Annotated in this window: 22 protein-coding genes; 15 read left to right on the top strand and 7 right to left on the bottom strand. The window is 43.5% G+C overall.

Annotated features, from left to right (window positions below; all coding sequences use genetic code 11):
* Positions 1 to 73: 73 nt before the first annotated feature.
* Positions 74 to 355, top strand: coding sequence for a GNAT family N-acetyltransferase (locus AAFX28_RS03355; protein WP_408685621.1), 282 nt, complete (start codon positions 74 to 76; stop codon positions 353 to 355).
* A complete protein-coding gene (locus tag AAFX28_RS03350; protein ID WP_408685619.1) occupies positions 355 to 1,329 on the top strand; it encodes an aminoglycoside phosphotransferase family protein in 975 nt (324 codons plus the stop codon). The genes AAFX28_RS03355 and AAFX28_RS03350 overlap by 1 nt, the downstream gene beginning before the upstream one ends.
* Positions 1,330 to 1,382: 53 nt before the next feature.
* Here AAFX28_RS03350 and AAFX28_RS03345 read toward each other — a convergent pair whose 3' ends face one another.
* Complete coding sequence (locus tag AAFX28_RS03345) at positions 1,383 to 1,874, bottom strand: GNAT family N-acetyltransferase (protein ID WP_408685617.1); 492 nt, start codon at positions 1,872 to 1,874, stop codon at positions 1,383 to 1,385.
* 216 nt (positions 1,875 to 2,090) lie between these two features.
* Here AAFX28_RS03345 and AAFX28_RS03340 point away from each other — a divergent pair, with 216 nt between their 5' ends.
* Complete coding sequence (locus AAFX28_RS03340; protein WP_408685615.1) at positions 2,091 to 3,269, top strand: MFS transporter; 1,179 nt, start codon at positions 2,091 to 2,093, stop codon at positions 3,267 to 3,269.
* 76 nt (positions 3,270 to 3,345) lie between these two features.
* On the opposite strand, the gene AAFX28_RS03335 is transcribed toward AAFX28_RS03340, so the two are convergent.
* On the bottom strand, positions 3,346 to 4,245 hold the full coding sequence (locus AAFX28_RS03335; RefSeq protein WP_408685613.1) for an SDR family oxidoreductase: 900 nt from the start codon (positions 4,243 to 4,245) through the stop codon (positions 3,346 to 3,348).
* Positions 4,246 to 4,392: 147 nt separating this feature from the next.
* On the opposite strand from AAFX28_RS03335, the gene AAFX28_RS03330 reads away from it, so the two are divergent.
* The gene (locus AAFX28_RS03330) at positions 4,393 to 5,277 is read left to right on the top strand and encodes a LysR family transcriptional regulator (RefSeq protein ID WP_408685611.1); all 885 of its coding nucleotides are present in this window, start codon (positions 4,393 to 4,395) and stop codon (positions 5,275 to 5,277) included.
* A 110-nt stretch (positions 5,278 to 5,387) separates the two neighbouring features.
* A complete protein-coding gene (locus AAFX28_RS03325; RefSeq protein WP_408685609.1) occupies positions 5,388 to 5,927 on the top strand; it encodes a peroxiredoxin family protein in 540 nt (179 codons plus the stop codon).
* Positions 5,928 to 5,990: 63 nt separating this feature from the next.
* Here the strand turns inward: AAFX28_RS03325 and AAFX28_RS03320 are convergent, their stop codons facing one another.
* The 3 genes from AAFX28_RS03320 to AAFX28_RS03310 form a co-directional block, all read right to left on the bottom strand.
* On the bottom strand, positions 5,991 to 6,359 hold the full coding sequence (locus AAFX28_RS03320; protein ID WP_408685607.1) for a winged helix-turn-helix transcriptional regulator: 369 nt from the start codon (positions 6,357 to 6,359) through the stop codon (positions 5,991 to 5,993).
* A gap of 91 nt (positions 6,360 to 6,450) precedes the next feature.
* Positions 6,451 to 7,035, bottom strand: coding sequence for an NAD(P)H-dependent oxidoreductase (locus tag AAFX28_RS03315; RefSeq protein ID WP_408685605.1), 585 nt, complete (start codon positions 7,033 to 7,035; stop codon positions 6,451 to 6,453).
* A 164-nt stretch (positions 7,036 to 7,199) separates the two neighbouring features.
* Positions 7,200 to 8,114 carry a LysR family transcriptional regulator gene (locus tag AAFX28_RS03310; RefSeq protein ID WP_408685603.1) on the bottom strand — a complete coding sequence of 305 codons (915 nt, stop codon included), beginning with the start codon at positions 8,112 to 8,114 and terminating at the stop codon, positions 7,200 to 7,202.
* Positions 8,115 to 8,212: 98 nt separating this feature from the next.
* On the opposite strand from AAFX28_RS03310, the gene AAFX28_RS03305 reads away from it, so the two are divergent.
* Genes AAFX28_RS03305 through AAFX28_RS03295 form a run of 3 tightly spaced genes read left to right on the top strand, consistent with a single transcriptional unit; the run spans position 8,213 to position 11,088 of the window.
* Positions 8,213 to 9,427, top strand: a complete 1,215-nt coding sequence (locus tag AAFX28_RS03305) for an argininosuccinate synthase-related protein (protein WP_408685601.1) — start codon at positions 8,213 to 8,215, stop codon at positions 9,425 to 9,427.
* Between the two features lie 10 nt (positions 9,428 to 9,437).
* Positions 9,438 to 10,181, top strand: a complete 744-nt coding sequence (locus AAFX28_RS03300) for a 2OG-Fe dioxygenase family protein (RefSeq protein WP_408685599.1) — start codon at positions 9,438 to 9,440, stop codon at positions 10,179 to 10,181.
* 1 nt (position 10,182) lies between these two features.
* Positions 10,183 to 11,088: a DMT family transporter gene (locus tag AAFX28_RS03295; RefSeq protein WP_408685597.1), complete on the top strand. Its 906-nt coding sequence runs from the start codon at positions 10,183 to 10,185 to the stop codon at positions 11,086 to 11,088.
* Between the two features lie 38 nt (positions 11,089 to 11,126).
* Here the strand turns inward: AAFX28_RS03295 and AAFX28_RS03290 are convergent, their stop codons facing one another.
* Both AAFX28_RS03290 and AAFX28_RS03285 read right to left on the bottom strand, forming a co-directional pair.
* Positions 11,127 to 11,789 carry a hypothetical protein gene (locus tag AAFX28_RS03290; protein ID WP_408685595.1) on the bottom strand — a complete coding sequence of 221 codons (663 nt, stop codon included), beginning with the start codon at positions 11,787 to 11,789 and terminating at the stop codon, positions 11,127 to 11,129.
* Positions 11,790 to 11,836: 47 nt separating this feature from the next.
* Entirely contained in the window at positions 11,837 to 12,262 is a 426-nt protein-coding gene (locus tag AAFX28_RS03285; protein ID WP_408685593.1) for a c-type cytochrome, read from the bottom strand.
* Between the two features lie 148 nt (positions 12,263 to 12,410).
* Here AAFX28_RS03285 and AAFX28_RS03280 point away from each other — a divergent pair, with 148 nt between their 5' ends.
* The 7 genes from AAFX28_RS03280 (at position 12,411) to AAFX28_RS03250 (ending at position 19,084) form a co-directional block, all read left to right on the top strand.
* Positions 12,411 to 13,037 carry a cytochrome b/b6 domain-containing protein gene (locus AAFX28_RS03280; protein ID WP_408685591.1) on the top strand — a complete coding sequence of 209 codons (627 nt, stop codon included), beginning with the start codon at positions 12,411 to 12,413 and terminating at the stop codon, positions 13,035 to 13,037.
* 23 nt (positions 13,038 to 13,060) lie between these two features.
* On the top strand, positions 13,061 to 13,489 hold the full coding sequence (locus tag AAFX28_RS03275) for a MarR family winged helix-turn-helix transcriptional regulator (protein WP_408685589.1): 429 nt from the start codon (positions 13,061 to 13,063) through the stop codon (positions 13,487 to 13,489).
* Positions 13,490 to 13,705: 216 nt separating this feature from the next.
* Positions 13,706 to 14,560 (top strand): MurR/RpiR family transcriptional regulator, encoded by an 855-nt coding sequence (locus AAFX28_RS03270; RefSeq protein WP_408685587.1) that lies wholly within the window; start codon positions 13,706 to 13,708, stop codon positions 14,558 to 14,560.
* Positions 14,561 to 14,607: 47 nt separating this feature from the next.
* On the top strand, positions 14,608 to 15,969 hold the full coding sequence (dcuC, locus tag AAFX28_RS03265; RefSeq protein WP_408685586.1) for a C4-dicarboxylate transporter DcuC: 1,362 nt from the start codon (positions 14,608 to 14,610) through the stop codon (positions 15,967 to 15,969).
* 12 nt (positions 15,970 to 15,981) lie between these two features.
* Positions 15,982 to 17,217 (top strand): peptidase T, encoded by a 1,236-nt coding sequence (gene pepT / locus AAFX28_RS03260; protein WP_408685584.1) that lies wholly within the window; start codon positions 15,982 to 15,984, stop codon positions 17,215 to 17,217.
* 11 nt (positions 17,218 to 17,228) lie between these two features.
* Positions 17,229 to 17,960, top strand: coding sequence for a dipeptidase PepE (pepE, locus tag AAFX28_RS03255; RefSeq protein ID WP_408685582.1), 732 nt, complete (start codon positions 17,229 to 17,231; stop codon positions 17,958 to 17,960).
* 125 nt (positions 17,961 to 18,085) lie between these two features.
* A complete protein-coding gene (locus AAFX28_RS03250; RefSeq protein ID WP_408685580.1) occupies positions 18,086 to 19,084 on the top strand; it encodes a succinylglutamate desuccinylase/aspartoacylase family protein in 999 nt (332 codons plus the stop codon).
* Positions 19,085 to 19,128 lie beyond the last annotated feature (44 nt).

Raw genomic sequence — 19,128 nt, 5'->3', positions numbered from 1 at the left:
GTGTGCTTTGATGTTTATTCAAACACCAAAGTGGCTGATTTATATGATCTAAGTATCATTTCTAGGAGCTATTGTGTCACATACGCTAATTATTGATGAAGTAAACTCACAGTTTCGGGTTCATTTAGAGGATGAACAGTACGCTGTGGTGAAATTCGAGCTCAAAGGAGATGTCTACGCGATTACGTCGACAAAAGTGCCTGAAGAACTGCAAGGTAAAGGGTATGGCAAGGTGATGATGGAAACTGTACTACCTGAAATTGAAAGACGAGGCGCAAAAGTAGAACCAATTTGTAGTTATGTAGTTCACTATCTGAATAGACAACAACAATGGGCCCACCTGAAAGCTGAATAATGAAAGAATACGATTATCACGTATTGGTTTGCTCTCTTGGAATGACGAGCTTACAGCGTATAGACGTCTTGCAAACCTTGTGGGGCGGCTATGGGGAGCTTGTCCGTCTACATTGCGAGAGCGGTAGTGTCATTGTGAAACACATTCGTTTACCCAAGCCAGAAAGTCACCCTAGAGGGTGGAATAGCGATCTATCCCATCAGCGAAAGCTTCGTTCTTATGAGGTTGAATTGAATTGGTTTAAATCAGCTGCGAATCAGTGCAAAGCAAAAGTGCCTCTGGCGATAAAGGTAGATAAACACGGCCAAGAGCTGCTTATCGTTATGGAAGATCTACACCCTTTAGGTTTTTCTGAAGTGGTGGTAGACCCGCAGCGAAGTCATTTGAGTGCATCGTTATATTGGTTAGCCAATTTTCACGCTCAGCATATTGGAGACCCTGGTGCAGGGCTGTGGGAAGAGGGAACATATTGGCATTTAGATACTCGCCCCGATGAATTGGCTGTGCTAAGTGACGAATCACTCAAGTCCGCGGCAGAAAAAATTGCTCAGGTATTGGCAACCGCTCCATTCCAAACCCTTGTTCACGGTGATGCTAAACTCGCTAACTTTTGTTTTTCGCCAGATGGGACTCAAGCCGCCGCCGTAGATTTTCAATACGTTGGTCGAGGGTGTGCAATGAAAGATGTCGCGCTATTTATGAGCAGTGCTGTTAAGCCAGAGCAGTGTCAGATGATGGAACAATGGGTACTTGATGAGTACTTTAAACATCTACAGACGGGGCTCGCTACATACCAACCTCAGCTATCTGCTGCTGATGTCGAAGCTGCTTGGCGTCCATTGTTCGCGATTGCATGGGCTGATTTCCAGCGCTTTGTGAAAGGTTGGAGTCCAAATCATTGGAAAATCAATACTTACACTGAGGGGCTGACTGCACGTGCGTTGCAAATGTTAAAGGCTTACCCAGAAAAGTAAGCCTTAGTTAGTAGAGTATTTTTATGAATGGCGATTGAGAATTCGCGATCTAATTAAGGTTTGATGCGCGCCATATAGTAAGTATTGATGTACTCACCGTCTCGGAAGGAGCCAAACTTAGATTCCCCTTCAATTTCAAAACCAAACTTTTTATAGCAGGCGATAGCCCCTTCATTATCAGTGTTGACCTCAAGTTGAACTCGCTTTACTTGTAGCCAGTTGTCGGCCAAATCTAACACGGTTTCAATTAACTTACTGCCTACACCTAACCCATGGTAGGCGTCATGAACCCCGATTCCAAAGCTAGCGCAGTGGGCAGTTCTTGGTCGCTGCGAATGCTCAAATCCAATGTTCCCTACCACTTTTCCGTCTATTTCCGCGACGAAACTATAAATACCTTGAGGCATGTTTTCCAGTCGTTGAGTCCACATCGCAATCGATGGTTTAGGGAGCTGGAGCGTCTCACGTTGCGCCTTAGGTTGTGAATAAATTTCACATAATGCTTCTGCATCACTCGCTAATGTCGGACGTACTATAATTTCCATTTTTATGCCTCTCGACTGGTTAAACATAAAAACACCATAACCATAACTTAAACTAATTTAAAGCATTGTTTTTAATATTTTTATTTTACGTATTTTTCCTAGTTACTAGTATGAGATAACCCAAATTTGATACAGTTAAAGTATAAATTGTAAATAAGTTTGTTTCTTAGGCTAAGTCGTTCTAATGTAACAGGCTATTCACATAAGGATTGACCTATGAACCACTCTGCGAGCTGGAAAACACCACAAAACTTTCTAATGCTCATCTCCATCGTTGTGCCAATTGCTTTTTCAAGTTGGATGGCATTATTGAATAACTTTGTTATTGAACGGGCTAATTTTGATGGCTCGGATATAGGTTTACTCCAGAGTGTACGTGAGATACCGGGTTTTCTTGCTTTTACTGCTGTATTCGTTTTGCTGTTTATACGTGAACAGCGTTTCATGTTGCTATCTTTATCGGCATTAACATTAGGAACTGCCATTACAGGTTTCTTCCCATCTCTTATGGGCTTGTTGCTTACCACATTATTGATGTCGACGGGTTTTCATTATTTCGAAACCTTGAAGCAATCACTCTCTTTACAGTGGCTGTCGAAAGACGAAGCGCCTGAAATGTTAGGTAAGTTTATTTCTGTCGGGGCATTGGCTTCATTACTGACCTATGGGGCGCTATGGTTCTGTTTAGAAGTGCTAAAGATGGATTTTGAATGGGTTTACCTATCCTTTGGCGGCGTTGGTTTCTTATTGGTAGTATGGATGGCGTTTGCTTTCCCTCAGTTCGAAACTAAGGTTCAACAAAATAAGAAATTAGTACTGAGAAAACGTTACTGGCTTTACTATGCATTGACCTTTATGAGTGGTGCCCGACGTCAGATCTTTACGGTGTTCGCAGGCTTTTTGATGGTCGAACGCTTTGGCTACTCTGCCGCGGATATTACCGTGTTATTCCTGATCAACTATCTGTTTAACTTCTTATTTGCAAAACGTATTGGCCGTTTCATTGGTAAAGTGGGTGAGCGTAAAGCACTGACGTTTGAATATGTTGGTTTAATTTGTGTCTTTGTTGGATATGCATTGGTGGAAACCGCAGAGTGGGCTGCTGCACTTTACGTTATTGACCATCTATTCTTCGCTCTCGCATTGGCCATTAAGACGTACTTCCAAAAAATTGCTGACCCTGCCGATATGGCATCGACAGCTGGAGTCGCGTTTACTATCAACCACATTGCAGCTGTCTTTATCCCTGTGACATTTGGTTTAATCTGGCTCGTGTCACCGTCGGCAGTGTTCTATATTGGTGCCGGCATGGCTTTGGTTAGCTTAGTGCTTTCGTTAAATATCCCAAGAGCTCCTGAAGAGGGTAATGAAGTTCGAGTTCTAAAGTGGAGTTAATTGACCTCTATGTGCGTTGAAAGCCCGCGAATTACTCGCGGGCTTTTTTATATCATGTAAATCAACTCAGACTCATTTACTGCGGTGTAGCTAATGCTTTAAGCGATGCTTGATTTTCTAATAACCAAGTTTCAAATGTCATAGGCTTACGTCCAGTGAGTGTTTCAAAATCATTGCTATTGCCGTCAGATAGGCCCGCACGGTTGTGTGCATCCATAGTTACACATAGGTCAACGATTGGAGTTGGAAGCTCAAAGCTCTCTAGCTGTTGGCGGTATTCATCATCAGAAAGGTTTACCATCGTAATTGACGTGCCAACTGCTTGGTCGATGCGCTTTGCCATTTCAGTGTTCGTGAATGATCCTGAGCCGTTCATCGATAAGGTGATGCTACCTTTAGCGGGTTTAACAAGTGCATTAGCGGCTGCAAAAGCTAAGTCTTTGCGAGAAATCTGAGCTGTTTTTCCCTCTGCTGCGGATGTTAGCCAATGGCCTGTTTGCAAGATGCTTGCAAAGTATTCCGTAAGGTTGTCAAAGTACCAGTTGTTACGCAGAATCGTCGCATTTGGAATATTACTGCTTTCAATGGCTTTTTCGGTGGCTTCATGTTCGTGAGCAAAGACAATCGGTGACTGCTCCGCTGCAGGCATTGAAGTATAAACAATGTGGTTCACACCTGAAGCTTCTGCTGCTTTGACAGCATTGAGGTGAGCTTGAGTACGCGGGCCCGACGCATCAATACTGATGAGTAGTAGACTCTCTGCCCCTTTGAATGCGGCTTCTAGTGAGGCGATATCTGAAAAGTCAGCTTCTCTTACTTCTACGCCAAGCTTTGCAAACTCTGCCAGTTTGTTGGCATCTCGTGTTGTCACGATGAGTTGAGTTGGCTGGACGCTGAGTTCACCTAAGAGTGAGCGTACAACCTCTTGACCAAGCTTACCAGATGCGCCTGTTACGAGTAGTTTTTTATCTGACATAGTGTGACTCCTTAACGAAACCGATGACTTACGATTTCTGCTTAATTAATGATGTTTGTTTCGATGGAGTAACTATATCGTTTGGTCATTGATAGATAATTAGCCTTAAACTAAACTCATTGTTTAATTTAATTAAACAATGATGGCATGATTTCACTCGATGACATGATGGTGTTCGCTACCGTCGCTGAAAAAGGCTCTTTTACCTTGGCAGCAGAGGAACTAAATCTGGGAAGAGCACGAGTCTCTCAAATCGTAAGTAAACTTGAGCAAACTCTGAATACCCGTCTTTTGCACCGTACGACGCGATCGCTCTCTTTAACGGACGCTGGCGAAGCTTATTTGGAAAAGTGCCAAGCAATTGCGGAAATTGCTCAAGAGGCCAACACACATACGCAGAATGTTAACCCTGTCCCCAGTGGAACCATCCGTATATCGACGCCAAATACAACACTAATCTCAGTGTTGAGTGACTTTTTGCGTCTGTATCCTGAGATTAAGCTCGATGTCATAGAAAGTGATAGCTATAGTAATTTAATTGAGTCTCGGTGCGACATTGCGTTAAGAGCCTCTTCATCTTTGGAAGATTCCAGCTTATACGCGATAAAGCTTGGCTATTTCACTGACATGCTTTGTGCGACGCCGACATATTTGGCGAAGCACCCGCCTGTGAAATGTGTCGAAGACCTCCTCAAGCTTGATTGGGTTAGCCACCATATTGTACACGGGGAAAAGCAACTTACTTTGGTCAATCATGAAGGCGCGGTGACTAAGCTTGCCCACTCACCGAAAGTTCAGGTTCGAACGTCCATATCGGTGCGAGAGTTTGTACTTAACGATCTAGGTTTTGCGATTATGCCGAGCTTTATGATTAAAGATCAGCTAGAGCGAGGTGAACTCACCCGTTTGTTGCCTACAGTTCACGATTATCAAGTCCCTATTTATGTTATCTATCAAGACAAAGCTTTAATGCCACTTAGAGTGAAGGTATTGATTGAGTTTTTAAAACAGCAGGGGGATGCCTTTGGTTAATCAACCGCTGTTTTCTTAAGTCACCAAAAGGTAACTACTTGAATAATTGACACTTAGTGCCTACTTTAATCTTGTTAGCTAAATGACGAACAGACAGATTAGGAGTCACAATGAGCACTTCAGTTAAACTAAAAGCGGGTGATCAGTTCCCACACCTTACTGCGACCAAGTTAGACGGGACGAGTGTTACTTTAGGTCAACCTCAAGGTGAAGCAACTTGGCAAGCCGTGTTTGTTTATCGTGGAAAACACTGCCCGCTTTGTACCAAATACCTAAATGAAATTGAAAGCTACAAACAGGCTTTTGTTGATGCGGGTGTTGATATCCTAGCGGTATCAGGTGACTCGAAAGCGCAGTTGGAAGAGCATATCGAAAAGCTCGACATTAGTTTCCCAATTGCTTACGGCCTGACAGAGGAACAGATGCAAACCTTGGGTCTATACATCTCTTTGCCTCGTTCAGAGCAAGAAACGGATCATAACTTTGCAGAGCCAGGTCTGTTCGTTGTGAACGAGAAAGGGGATTTGCATGTGGTGGATATCTCTAACAATCCATTTGTTCGACCTGAACTCGGTGCATTAACACGTGGACTGTCTTGGATTCGTGATCCAAACAATAACTATCCAATTCGCGGGACAGCCGATTACTAAGGACAGAATCGATCAGACATTAAAAAAGCAGGGCGTGAAATGCGACCTGCTTTTTTTGTTTCGTTATTTCGACAGTTGAATATCGTGGGTTTCAGACCATTCTCTTAAATCGTCGAGGATTTTCAGCGCTGTCTTACCAAAGTCGGTCAACTCGTAGCTCACAGCGATTGGCCTATCACTGATTACCTTGCGAAGCACCATACCTTCAGCTTCAAGTTCTTTTAATCGTTGATCAATCATTTTCTTACTTGCACCGCCAAGCATACGGGCCAAATCATTGAATCGAACTGGGCCGTCTTTCAAGTGGTAGATCAGTGAGCCTTTCCATTTGCCACCAATTAAACGCATCCCTTTTTCAATCGCGCAGGGCTCAGTACACATATTCGAAACTGACTTGCGACCTTTGGTGTCGACGGAAACTTTGCTTTGCATTGTGCTCTCCTGATAAAACGGCCAAAAGCGATGTGCGGTTCATGATTGCACATCGCTTGTTTTGGAATTATACCATTACTTAAAACGTGAGTTAGAAGTTCTCATTGATGTGAGTTTCGAAGCGTTTAAAGTCATTGTCGATATCTGCATTCTTCATCACATCATAACAAGCGAAAGTAGGCAGTGCTGTCATACCAAAGAAGCGGAAATTCGCGTGCATATGGAACATAAGGTCATCAACGCCCTTACCTTGGAATAGATACTCGCCTTCATCATTAAATGACTCTTTTGGTGCATTGAAGGTCAGAGAAAGCATGTATTTAGACCCAGTCTGTGTACCACCCGTACCGTAGTTTTTCTTTGGCTCTTCGGCGCTGCGTCCATCAAAGGCACATAAAGCGCCCCCCATACCTGCAGTGAACACATCGTCCATGTATTTTTTGAACGACCAAGGAACACTCATCCAGTTCACCGGTGACTGAATGATCACGCGGTCAGCCCATTCAAAGTGTGCCAGCTGTTCTTCAACGACAATATCGTCTTGCATTGTGACTACGCGAACTTGATGACCTTTGCCCTCAAGTAACGTTTGCGCTTTGTCCACTAGGCTCGCGTTTAATTTGCCTGGTGAGTACGGAGAGACTTCGTGTGCATTGATGATTAGTACATTGCTCATGGTTTTACCTTAATTCACATCGCTTTGCTAAAAAGGCGCAGAGTGCCACGCCGCTGATGTGGTTTATTATGGTAACCTGAAGAACTAAAGCAATTAGTATACTTTTAGTAACCACTAGGTTTTTGACCTAACTGACTGTATTTATGGAATAAGTTTTTTTGTTTTTATAGGTCACTGAATCGGTGAGCGAGATATTCAACAAAGGTTTTGATCTGACCAGGAATAAATTTTGATTGTGCGTATTGAGCAACAACTCGCCCTTGGTAGTTCCCCCCGACATGCCAATCTTTAAGTAGCTCAACGACATCGCCAGAGTCGATGTAAGAGCGAATGGCAAACTCAGGGAATACTGAAATGCCTACCCCTCTTAATACCGCTTCTCGTCGGATTTCACTGTGGTTCACGGTGAACGAACCGCTAACGTTGATGGAGATCTTTTTCAGGTTGTTGGTGAAGTCCCATACGCGATCTCTAGGATTTTCGCCAAGGCAGATACAGTTGTGCTTCGCAATATCTTCCGGATGGATAGGTGTACCATGTTCGGTTAAGTAGTCTGGACTGGCACACATGATCAAACGGCAATCTGCCAATCTTTTTGCAATTAACCCTTCTGTAGGCTTGTCGGTGATATGAATGATGACATCGACTTCATCTCCAATAGGATCGATATAGTGGTCGGCGACTTTGAGTTGCAGGGCAACATCAGGGTAGGCATCAATGAAGTCCAAAATCATTGGCATCAATACTTGTCGAGAGAGTGCTTTAGGCGCGGCGACTCTCAGTGAACCTGATACGATATTTTTATCGACTTGCGCTGCCGATACGGCCATTTTGGCGGAGTTCATCATATCACTGCACAAACTATACACTTCTTGCCCAGTCGTACTCAGGCGCATTTGCCGAGTCGTGCGCTCCAGTAGCTTCTCTTCTAATGCATTTTCCAAACGTGTAATCGAGCGACTTACTGAGGAAGGTGCGACTCCGAGCTTTTTCGCGGTCTGAGAAAAACTCCCGGATTCGACCACATGGACGAAGATCGCCATCTCAGAAAGCAGTGGAATGAGCCTATTTGTGTCCATGGTGCAAAAATCCTTTGCATTTTTACTATATTGTTTCGTTTAAGTTACTTATGGATACTAATTAAGTCAATAAATGGCAAGAACAGGGAACAAATGACGTGAAGAAGCTAAGAAGTATTGAAGATGTTCAGACTATCTCGAAGTCTGTAAAACACGTTTTGACACTATTTAGTGGTGGTTTAGATAGCACCTACTTATTAGAGCTACTGAAAGAGTCACAAGTAAAAGTGACCGCTGTGGCAATAGATCTAGGTGAAGGGATTGATCAATCGAGCCTACAGTTGATTGCTGATCACTATAGTGTTGATCTGAAAATAGTGGATGCTCAGCAAGAGTTCGTTGAGCACAGTTTGGTGTCCGCAATTCAATCTCAAGCACTCTATATGGGGGATTACCCTGTTAGCTCTTCGTTGTCTCGCCCAATCATTGTAAGAAAAGCCGTTGAACTTGCTCAGCAACTCGGCTGTGAGGCGATCATTCACACTGCAAACCAATCTCAGAATAGCTTGCGTAGACTTAATGGTGCTATTGAAGCCAGTGGTTACAAGGGCTACTACGGCTCTCCATATGAATACACGGCATTAACGCGTGAAGAAAAATCAGCAGCGCTATTCCATTCAGGCTTAGTCGGCTTTAAGTCACGCAATGTAAGTGGTGATGCCAACCTTTGGTGTCGTGAATTTGAGTCGGGTGTATTGGATGACCCAGAGTCTTTCGTCTTGTCTGAGTCTCTGTTTACTTGGTCGAAATGGGATACCAGTAAACAGCTTGATAAAAACCAAATCAAAATAGGATTTCGTAAGGGGTATCCAGTCACCATCAATGATCTGCCGATGTCTCTTAAAGAACTGATTGCTTTCATTAACAACCACGTTGGCGCGTATGAAATTGGTCGATATGTAGGGTTCGACCACCTAGACGAGGATGAAAAAGTCTTAGAGGTGCGAGAAGCACCCGCTGCACACATCCTCATGAAAGCATACAAGTTGCTTGAAACAGCAACATTACCTACAGATGTTCTCAAAGTAAAAGCGATGCATAACGACATTTGGACCCAAGAAGCTGTAGAAGGCCGATGGGGGAGTCTGCTGCAAAGCTCAAGCTATGCGTTCATCGCCCACACTGCTGAGTCTATCTCTGGCAGTGTTTTATTCACTCTCTCGCGTGGCCAAGTACTGGCAAGCAGCATTAAAGCAGATAAGCCGAAGTACTTACGCGACAGAGACAGTTGGGAGATTCAAATTGCGAAGGAGCGTAGCTTACGCACTTTGGCTCCTGAAACTAAAATCCTCAATCGTCAAATAGCCAATTAGAGAGGTAGGTATGGAAACCATTAAAAAGCCCATTGATCGGCACGCTTCTGTCATTGCGCGTCTGCTGGCTGAAAATCGCTATGTATTTATTAGTGGTAAGCAGATGACGACCATGCTTTCAACCAATGTAGATGAAGTGATTCGGTTTAAGAATTGTTGGAATCATCTTGAACGCGACCGCTATATGGCAGATGGAGGAACTTATCGCTACCGTCGTTATGGACAGTTCAACAAACTAGGAAGTGGTCGACAAATCTCAATGTTGGCGCATGAACCTTACATGCAGCCTGCATATATCAATACGCTCAATGGTGACGTTGAACGTCATTTTGAACCTTTAACAGACAAGTTTGTCACGTCACCTATTCTAGAAAAGCTGTTGTTGCTGATGAGTGATGTGTATGACTCTGTCGAGGGTGCAAAAACAGATTGGAACATTCGTTTGCATCCGTATCGCATTACTTCAGATCGTACCGAAGTTGGCCAACCAACGCCTGAGGGTTTGCATCGTGATGGGGTGACATATATCGCTTCTTTAATGATCAACAGAGCTAACTTGACTGGTGGAGAAACAACAATTACCGATGACAAGCAGCGAGTACTTGAGCAGCTTACACTCGACAAAACCTTCGATATTGTGATGGCGGATGATGAAAAAACCATGCACGAAGTGTCGCCGATAAAACCGAACAGTTCAGAAAAATGCGCGTATAGGGATGTGCTCGTCATCGCGTTTACAAAAATGGGAGAATAAAATGTCAACGGCTACGGGATTACTAAAAAAAGGAAGTTTTAAGTTTCCGTTAACCGAATCATTACTGCTGCTTGTAGCGGTATTTTGGGGAACAAGTTATGGCTTAACAAAGAGTGCACTGATATACACGAGTGTGTTGGTTTTCATTTCGATTCGTTTCTCGATCACTTTTCTATGTATGCTACCTGTAGTGATCCGAGACTTTCGCCAAGGGCTTAATAAAGACTGGAAGATTGCCATACCGACCGGCTTTATCCTCTCGGCGATTTTTTTCTGTGAAGTGTTTGGGGTCTCTCAGACCTCAGCATCAAATGCGGCATTTTTGATCAGTTTATCGGTAATTCTCACTGCATTCGCAGAGTTGATCATTAATAAAAGGCGGGTAAGCAACACCTTATGGATGCTGACTTTATGTAGTGTTGTTGGTGTGTTGCTACTCACGAGTAATCAAGGCATCGAACTGTCGTTAAATACGGGCGATTACTTCATCTTGGCCGCTGCGGTACTTCGCGCGTTAATGGTGACCTTGACTAAACGCTTTACTGAAGGCAAAGAGATCACGACTAGTACTCTTACTTCTTTGCAGTCACTTGTGGTTGCGAGCGTGGCTATCGTTTGTGCCGTCACTTATTTGCCAGCGAGTGAATTTGTTATCCCGACCAGCACCGAGTTTTGGATTACTGTCGCCTACCTAGTGCTGTTTTGTACTCTATTTGCATTTTACGTTCAAAACTATGCGGTTCGTAGAACATCACCAACAAGGGTTTCTTTACTTATGGGGAGTGAACCATTGTTTGGGGCAATTTTTGCGATGATTTGGTTGCAAGAGACGTTGAGTATTACTCAGGTAATTGGAGGAGCGTTGATTCTGTTTAGTGTGATTGTCACCTCTACCAAAGAAACCTAAAGATGAAAACGGGCCGATGATGGCCCGTTTTTATTGAATCATTGAATATTGATCTTATGGCCTAGGTGAGTAACTTGAATGGTGGCATAACCTAGTGTGACAGCCTCAAATTGTTGACTTAGTTGCTGTGCATGTTGGGCGTCTTTGGCCAAGAAAGATACTGAATAGACTGGGCGAACGATACCATCGTCGAGCTCTTGTGTATCTAGGTAAGAAGCTGTCACCAAGCCAGCTTGATTTAAGCTGATCACTCGTTGTAAGTCGATACCCAGTACACGATCCATTTCTAGTGCTTCAATACCATTCTTCCATGTAATCGTTACTCCATAGTTATTGTATACCGGTGTGTTATCGAGCCATTTCGAACCCATAGGCTGAATATTGGCGATTTTCACCAGCTCTTTTTTGTATAGAGGAAGATCTTTTAGTTTTTCGCTGACTTGTTGCTCAGTGTCTGCTTGGATGACGAAACGCAGCATCTGAACAGAACGCCCATCAAGTTGCGAACGGGAGACGAACATATCTTTAATCTCTCCTTGTTCGATCAGCTCTCCAAAGGCGGCCTTCTGCTCAGGCATTGTATCTAAGACTTGTTGAACGTCATCAGTGTTCCATGCGAGCTCAACACCAAAATCGGCAGAGTTCGCAACAGTTGCGGTAAAAAGTGTGGTGAACAGAGTGGCAAGAGTAAATGCTTTCATGATTGTTATCCTTGATAAATTGATTGCTGACGATTGTTGTAAGAGGCCTACCAACGTGAACGGTAACTGCGGTGACAAGCATTACAGGTGTCTTGAGCGATATTTAATCCGCTTTCTGCACCGGAAAGCTCTTGTTTTAGGCTTGCTTGATATAGGGTGTGAAAGCCTTCGTCCATTTGACTTAGAAGCTGGTTAAACTTTTCAGGCGAGTTCCAGACGGAAGCTTTTGCTTTACTGCCAGATTTGCTCCCTTGTGGAAAAAGTGAGAGCAATTGATGACTATGAGTTTTAAGAATGTCACTGTTCTCAGCGACAAGAAGCCAATTGATATCAGACTGGTTCAACTGTTTTTCAGTCTGTTTAGTCAGTGATTCGATGTCGCTAAACGCGGCTTGTCGTTGTTCGACAATGTTCTGTTGAGCCAGTGCACACAGTGGCAAAACAGCAAATAGGGTAGTTAGGGTCTTTTTCACGTTCGTTCTCTTAATTTGATGGTTTGATCAACGGAGGATCATTTCCTCGTGTTGAAGATAATTTACACAGCAATAATTGCAATTGCAACTATTGCTGTGTAAATTATTGCAAATCGAATATTTGGTTTGTTTTAAGAAAGGTCAAAGAATGAAAGTATGGGATTTAGCAACGCGCTTATATCACTGGGTGCAAGCCTTATTATTTGTCGCTTTAATGGCGAGCGGGTTTAGTGGCAATGGGCCTCATGTTCAGTTAGGGCTTGTATTGGCAACCTTACTGGTGTGGCGAGTTATTTGGGGATTTGTTGGCAGTGAGACGAGTCGATTTAGGCAGTTTGTTGGTTCGCCAAAGTCCATCATGCTCTATCTATTGGGTAATTCGCCACAGAAAGCAGGTCATAATCCAGCTGGTGGATGGATGGTGATAGTCATGATTAGTGCGTTATTGCTTCAGTGTTTTTCGGGGCTCGCTATCGCGGGCTTGCTGGACGGGTTGCCTATGACTCAGTATTGGTTAACGGATGAAGTCTTTGGAATACTGGAGTCTATCCATTTCGGTTTAGTCAATTTACTTCCTGCCATCATCGGGTTGCATGTCGGGGCGGTGTTGTTTTACAAGTTGCGTGGTAAACCACTGACTAAAGCGATGATCACAGGTGTACAAACACACGTTGTAAGTGGAGAGCGCGTTAAATTTGTCTCTCAACTGCGTGCATTATTAATGCTTGTTGTGTCTGCATCAGTTACCATGGCAATTATTGCATTTTCATCGTAATGAAACGGATGGTGAGCTGTACCATGAGTCAGGATTTTAATAGACAAACGAGCTTCGGCTGGTTAATCAATGTGTTAGCAAATGACGCGGCTAAACTTTTTGATAACGAGCTTAAAAAGCATGGTTTAACGATCGCTTTGTGGCCAACACTTATGTGTTTGTGGGAAGAGGAAGGTGTCACTCAGCGTGATATTGCGAGAAAATCAAAGGTGGAAAATTCAACCACTACTCGTACCTTAGATAAGTTGGAAAAACTGGGTTTGGTGGAGCGTCAACCTGACCCAACAAGCCGCCGCTCTTTCCGAATTTACTTAACAGATGAAGGTCGCGCACTAGAAAGTCAGTTAATTCCTATACCTGCTCGACTCAATAAAGAATATTTGAGTGTATTGGAAGCTGATGAACAAAAAGATCTGATTAGAATTTTACAAAAGCTAGTCCATCAAGTTTGATTTTTACTTCCCGTTGAGGTTATTTCCTCAATAATTAAACTTAGTTTTAACCTCCTGTTTACTAATTTAGGGGCATATATTGTGTCCCTGATCTCATATCTCTATTCTATTTTTATATTAGTCACACATTTTAAATGGGAAAAATAGCTTCCCTTGTTTGTCCCATTCTATTTATAGGAAAATTATCCCATAGGGACTTTCTTGTGGGAAAACCGGATGAATAAGAAGCAATTTGGAGAGCAAGTAAATCAACTTGGTGCACTTAGCAGTGCCGAGCAGTTGATTGTTCGCTACTTTAGTAATAATTATACGGTTCTTCCTTTTGCAAAAATTGATGAGCTATGTAAGCAAGTTGGTGTAGGCAAGGCGACACTTGGACGCTTTCTCAATCGGCTTGGCTTTAGCGGTTTTATCGAGTTCAAAAAACGGGTTTCGGATGATCTAGTCCAAGAGTTGTCAACTCCGATTGATAGATGCATGAGTGGCCAATCAGAGCAGCAGTCTAGCTGTCTACTAACAACACACTATCAAGAAGTTAACTCAAATTTAGAAGACACGTTCAACCAACTTTCTCACCAAGATTTTCAAACTGCGATTGACGCATTTACTGATTCAAAAGGTAAGTTGTATGTCATTGGCAGTGCTTCTGCTGAGGCGCTCGCGAATTACTTCTACTTGCTTGCTCGATATTTGCGCAAAGACGTTGTTCTAATCAAAGCAGATCCTTCAACTCTCCCTCACCAACTGGTTGATGTCACCGAAAACGATACGTTATTTGCTATCTCGTACCACCGTTATTCAAATATCACGTTGCGTCTAGCTAAGTGGTTTAAAGAACATGGTGGAGAGGTTGTTGTTCTTACCGATCAACAAGTGAATCCATTTGTTTCTTACGCAGATATATTGTTCGCAGTAGAAAGTCAAAGCGAAGGAATATTTAACAACCGAACATCTGGCTTATTTTTAATTGAAGCTTTCATTAAAGGTATGTCAAAAGTGGAAAATAAAGAAGATAGATTTTCAAGAATAGAAAAAACATTTGGAGATTTTGATTTCTTTAAAGTGAACTAATCAATAAATACATTTAAATTCTGAGCCCCTATTATTCGAGGTGTAATATGATTACTTACCTAGCGATCCCTATTATCTTTTTTGTCGGGTATTTTATTATTAAAAAATACAATACTCAGTCCGTTCTATTGCTTGCAGGCCTTTTAATGATTGCCTTGGGCGTGCTTACTGGCCATGAAGAGTTTATGCCTAAAGGGGGTAAGCCTACCGGTTCAGTGATTGTCGATTTTTTTGAAGTTATTAAAGTCATTTCCTCTTCAACCCTAGCTAAGCTTGGTCTCATTATTATGGCTGTTGGTGGCTTCTCCAAATATATGAGCCATATTGGTGCTGCGAACGCGATGGTAAAAATCGCTACTAAGCCTCTGTCGCATATAAAGAACCCGTATCTGGTTTTGGCAATGGCTTATGTTACTGGCCAATTGATTAATATCTTTATTCCAAGTGCAACGGGTTTGGCGTTATTGCTATTAGTGGCGATGTATCCGGTATTAGTTGGTGTTGGTTGTAATCCTGCGGCTGCGGCTGCTGTGGTTGCAACGACTGGCTGTCTAGATTTAGGTCCTGCATCATCAGCGGCAAACAAAGCGGCGGAAGTAGCAGGCATTGATGTGGCGACCTATTTTGTCAGCTACCAAATGATTGTGGCAGGTGTCGCGATGTTTGTGATTGCAGGGCTGCACTTTGTTTGTCAACGTTACTTCGACCGAAAAGATGCAGAGAACGGCATCGAGCATGACTTTAACCTAGAGATGAAAGAGCAGAGAGAAGTGCCAAAATGGTTTGCAATCCTGCCTGTTCTACCGCTTTTGCTTCTATTAACGTTCAGCAAATTTGCGATTACTAGCATTAAGATGAATGTGGTGACAGCAATGTTTATTGCTTTGTTTGTATCGATGGTCGCGGATTATATTGTGACTCGTGATGGCAAGTCGGTTGCTGCTTCACTTAAAGTTTACCTAGATGGCATGGGGGCAGTGTTTGCGAGCGTCGTCAGCTTGATCATTTCAGCGCAGGTATTTGTTACAGGACTAAAATCGATTGGTTTTATTTCAATGCTGCTTAATTCGGCTTCGAGTCTTGGCTTTGGCTACTTAGCGATGGTGCTGGTTTTAGTGTTAATTATTACCGTGGTTACCTTGCTTTCAGGTTCGGGTAATGCGTCATTCTTTAGTTTCTCTAACTTAGCACCGGATGTAGCTGGTCAGGTTGGTGCCTCAGTGGCGGCGGTGGCACTACCAATGCAATTAGCATCGGGTTTGATGCGCTCTGCGTCTCCAGTGGCAGGGGTTGTTATCGCTTGTGCAGGCGTTGCCAATGTCTCGCCAATAGAGCTTGCTAAACGCACTGCGATTCCGATGATTGGTGGCCTCGCAACTGTTCTGATTGTTTCACAAGTATTGGCGTAGAAGGAAAGTCTAATGGATATCGTTGAACGCTTTTTAAGCTATACCAAAGTAAATACAACAACAGACCGAGAAAAAGGGGCCGCTGGCATCATGCCTTCTTCGCCTGGACAAATGATTCTAGCCAAACAGCTAGAGCAGGAGTTACTCGCACTTGGCCTTATAGACGTAAAAGTCAGTGAAAAGGCGATCGTAACCGCAACACTGCCTAGCAATGTGAGTGAAGACATTCCTGCTGTAGCTTTCTTTGCCCATTTAGATACCAGTGCAGAGCAAAAAGGCGATACTCACGCACAGATTGCGACTCACGGCGGAGACTCTATTTGTCTGAACGAAGAGTTAGGTATCTATCTCACCGAACAAGAGTTTCCTGAACTAGCCCAATATCGTGGCCAAGACATTTTAGTCACCGATGGTACCAGTTTGTTAGGGGCAGATGACAAGGCGGCGATTGCTTCGATTATGGATATGCTTGAGTTCTTTACGGCTCATCCAGATATTCCACATGGTCCGGTTAAAGTGGCATTTTTGCCTGATGAAGAACAAGGGCTGCGAGGTGCCAAAGCCTTTGATGTTGAAAGCTTTGGTGCTGAGTTTGGTTACACATTAGATTGTTGTGGGATTGGTGAGTTCGTGTGTGAAAACTGGAATGCGGGTAATGCCGTTGTTACCTTCACTGGCCAATCTGCCCACCCAATGTCTGCGAAAGGGAAGCTTAAAAACTCGTTGTTAATGGCGCACAAATTTATTGCCATGCTGCCACCCGGAGAAGCGCCAGAATATACGGAAAATCGTGAAGGGTACTACTGGGTCAAAGAACTGGCTGGAAATAGCGCAAAAACCATACTTAAACTCGATATTCGTGATTTTTGCTGGGAAGGTTACAAAAAGCGTATGGCCTTTCTTGGTAAATTAGCCCAGCAGATGAACGATCTTTACGGCGGGGTCGACATTGAATTGAGTGATCGTTATGAGAATGTCGCAAACAGTTTACAAGGCGAGATGAGCTATCCGATTGATATTGCGCAGCAAGCTTATCAACGATGCGATATAGAAATGCGTCAAATCCCAATGCGAGGTGGTTATGACGGAGCTGTCCTGTCTCAGAAAGGGTTACCTTGCCCAAACCTGTTTACAGGTGCGCATAACTTTCACTCCATTTATGAATACCTTCCGGTTGATTCACTAAGAGCTGCCAGTAAGGTCGTTCAACAAATTGTTTTAATTACTCATAATAAATTCAGTCAGTAGCAGGTAACACTATGAATGTAATGCTTTTTAGTAATGGCAAAGTCGCAGGGAATACTCAGATCTTAGAATATGGCTTTGAGTGGATTGCGCCAATGATGAATAAGACGAAAGCGAAAAAGTTGGTTTTCATTCCTTATGCTGTCATTCGTGGAAGCTATGATGAGCGTACTGAGCAAGTACAGCAGTCATTTTCTCAGTTCGATTGTGAAATTGTTGGGATCCACACTTGCGATAACCCGGTAAAAGCAATTGAAGATGCAGACGGTGTTGTAATCAGTGGCGGCAATACTTGGGTGCTGAACAGAATGTTGCACGACAATGGACTGATTGGCGCTATTCGCAAAGCAGTGCTGCAACAAGATAAGTTATTCATTGGTTGGAGCGCTGGAACGAACGTGGCGACACCGACTATTCGAACAACAAATGATATGCCAATAATCAGCGCTGCTATTTTGCCAGCGTTAAACTTGGTACCTTTCCAGATCAACCCTCATTACATTGATGGTTCTATATCGGGTCACATGGGCGAGACCCGTGATGAACGTATAGAGGAGTTTTTAGTAATGAACCCTTCTGAAGTCGTGGTGGGAATTCCTGAAGGAACGATGCTGCAAGTGTCAGGAGATAAGTTAACGTATCATGCTGCACACGAAAAACCGTTGAAGCTTTTTAAACATCAGTATGAAGCCGTTACCTATACTCCTCAAGAAGATATACAGTTTCTGATGGACGAAGGGATTTAACCTTCACAAAAATGTGACCTTCACTACTCAAGCAAACGAAGACGGTTTAAAGTAACGTGAGCTTGTTAGAGATAACCAGAAAAGCGAGCCAATCAGATGCTCGCTTTTTTATTTTGAGGATTGCTATGACCAAACCATTGAATGAATGTATTGTACCGATGTACCCGACGATACAAGCTCTAGATGTGAATGCACTTGAAGCTGGGGAGCATAAGTTCTGGTTTGCGGTGGCAACGGATGCGATTGGGCACCCTCAAACATTGCCAGTTCGGGTGTTTAAAGGTGAAAAACCAGGAAAGCGCATTGTCATCACTGCTGGAGTACATGGGGATGAACAAAACGGTATTTTGAGCGCTCAAAAAATTGCGCGTGAATTGGAAGGCCAGTCAATTTCGGGCTGTATTACCATTGTGCCTGCGGTGAATCTGTCTGGTATTGCTCGACATAGTCGAGATTTTCACTCTGCTGCGCCCGACAGCTCTTCTGCTAACCTAAATCGAATCTTCCCTGGAAATCCTCAAGGGGATGACGCCAGTCGATATGCTTATAGCTTGTGGGAAAATCTGCTTAAGCCAAATGCTGACTTGGCTATCGATCTTCACTCACAAACCAGTGGCAGTGCATACCCATTATATGCCTTTGCCGATTATCGAATTGAAGATGCAATTCGTATGGCAAGGTTGATTAACCCTGATGTGATTCTCAATGATCCCGGTGATCCTGGAATTCTTGAAACCGTTTACAACCGAGCAGGTATTCCTTCTATTACAATTGAAGTTGGTGTCGGACGGTATACCGATTTGGAAATGGTCGACCGAGCAACCGCTGGAGTTCTCAACGTGTTGCGTGATTACGAAGTCTTAAAAGGTGATACTGTTACCCCACAAAGCGAGTGTGTAGAGGGCACGACGATCACCAGTATAAGAGCGCAGCAAGGCGGCTTTGTTATCTGCCATGTTGAGTTGATGCAACGTGTCAGTGAGGGGCAGACGTTGGCAACTCAATACAATAGCTTTGGTGACGAGATTCAAACCTATTACTCACCGAGTGACGGCACAGTGATCAGCCATAATGTTGAATCGGTGCGGGCACCTGGCTCTTTGGTTGTGAGGCTAATCAATTAATTTCGTGCTGGGGGATTGAGCTGCGCAATGTTGTTCAATCTTCC

It is taken from the genome of Vibrio sp. TBV020, assembly GCF_046056895.1.
In the GTDB taxonomy this organism is placed as follows: domain Bacteria; phylum Pseudomonadota; class Gammaproteobacteria; order Enterobacterales; family Vibrionaceae; genus Vibrio.
This window is presented reverse-complemented; position numbering and strand designations above follow the sequence as displayed.

What these genes read in the sequence shown, in the direction of transcription:
- AAFX28_RS03330 (WP_408685611.1), top strand. Translation starts at nt 4,393, where the DNA reads ATGATTTCACTCGATGACATGATGGTGTTCGCTACCGTCGCTGAAAAA.
- AAFX28_RS03275 (WP_408685589.1), top strand. Translation starts at nt 13,061, where the DNA reads ATGAGTCAGGATTTTAATAGACAAACGAGCTTCGGCTGGTTAATCAAT.
- AAFX28_RS03345 (WP_408685617.1), bottom strand. Translation starts at nt 1,874, where the DNA reads ATGGAAATTATAGTACGTCCGACATTAGCGAGTGATGCAGAAGCATTA.
- AAFX28_RS03290 (WP_408685595.1), bottom strand. Translation starts at nt 11,789, where the DNA reads ATGAAAGCATTTACTCTTGCCACTCTGTTCACCACACTTTTTACCGCA.
- AAFX28_RS03295 (WP_408685597.1), top strand. Translation starts at nt 10,183, where the DNA reads ATGTCAACGGCTACGGGATTACTAAAAAAAGGAAGTTTTAAGTTTCCG.
- AAFX28_RS03335 (WP_408685613.1), bottom strand. Translation starts at nt 4,245, where the DNA reads ATGTCAGATAAAAAACTACTCGTAACAGGCGCATCTGGTAAGCTTGGT.
- AAFX28_RS03340 (WP_408685615.1), top strand. Translation starts at nt 2,091, where the DNA reads ATGAACCACTCTGCGAGCTGGAAAACACCACAAAACTTTCTAATGCTC.
- AAFX28_RS03250 (WP_408685580.1), top strand. Translation starts at nt 18,086, where the DNA reads ATGACCAAACCATTGAATGAATGTATTGTACCGATGTACCCGACGATA.
- pepE (WP_408685582.1), top strand. Translation starts at nt 17,229, where the DNA reads ATGAATGTAATGCTTTTTAGTAATGGCAAAGTCGCAGGGAATACTCAG.
- AAFX28_RS03280 (WP_408685591.1), top strand. Translation starts at nt 12,411, where the DNA reads ATGAAAGTATGGGATTTAGCAACGCGCTTATATCACTGGGTGCAAGCC.
- AAFX28_RS03310 (WP_408685603.1), bottom strand. Translation starts at nt 8,114, where the DNA reads ATGGACACAAATAGGCTCATTCCACTGCTTTCTGAGATGGCGATCTTC.
- AAFX28_RS03270 (WP_408685587.1), top strand. Translation starts at nt 13,706, where the DNA reads ATGAATAAGAAGCAATTTGGAGAGCAAGTAAATCAACTTGGTGCACTT.
- AAFX28_RS03350 (WP_408685619.1), top strand. Translation starts at nt 355, where the DNA reads ATGAAAGAATACGATTATCACGTATTGGTTTGCTCTCTTGGAATGACG.
- AAFX28_RS03300 (WP_408685599.1), top strand. Translation starts at nt 9,438, where the DNA reads ATGGAAACCATTAAAAAGCCCATTGATCGGCACGCTTCTGTCATTGCG.
- AAFX28_RS03325 (WP_408685609.1), top strand. Translation starts at nt 5,388, where the DNA reads ATGAGCACTTCAGTTAAACTAAAAGCGGGTGATCAGTTCCCACACCTT.
- AAFX28_RS03315 (WP_408685605.1), bottom strand. Translation starts at nt 7,035, where the DNA reads ATGAGCAATGTACTAATCATCAATGCACACGAAGTCTCTCCGTACTCA.
- pepT (WP_408685584.1), top strand. Translation starts at nt 15,982, where the DNA reads ATGGATATCGTTGAACGCTTTTTAAGCTATACCAAAGTAAATACAACA.
- AAFX28_RS03320 (WP_408685607.1), bottom strand. Translation starts at nt 6,359, where the DNA reads ATGCAAAGCAAAGTTTCCGTCGACACCAAAGGTCGCAAGTCAGTTTCG.
- dcuC (WP_408685586.1), top strand. Translation starts at nt 14,608, where the DNA reads ATGATTACTTACCTAGCGATCCCTATTATCTTTTTTGTCGGGTATTTT.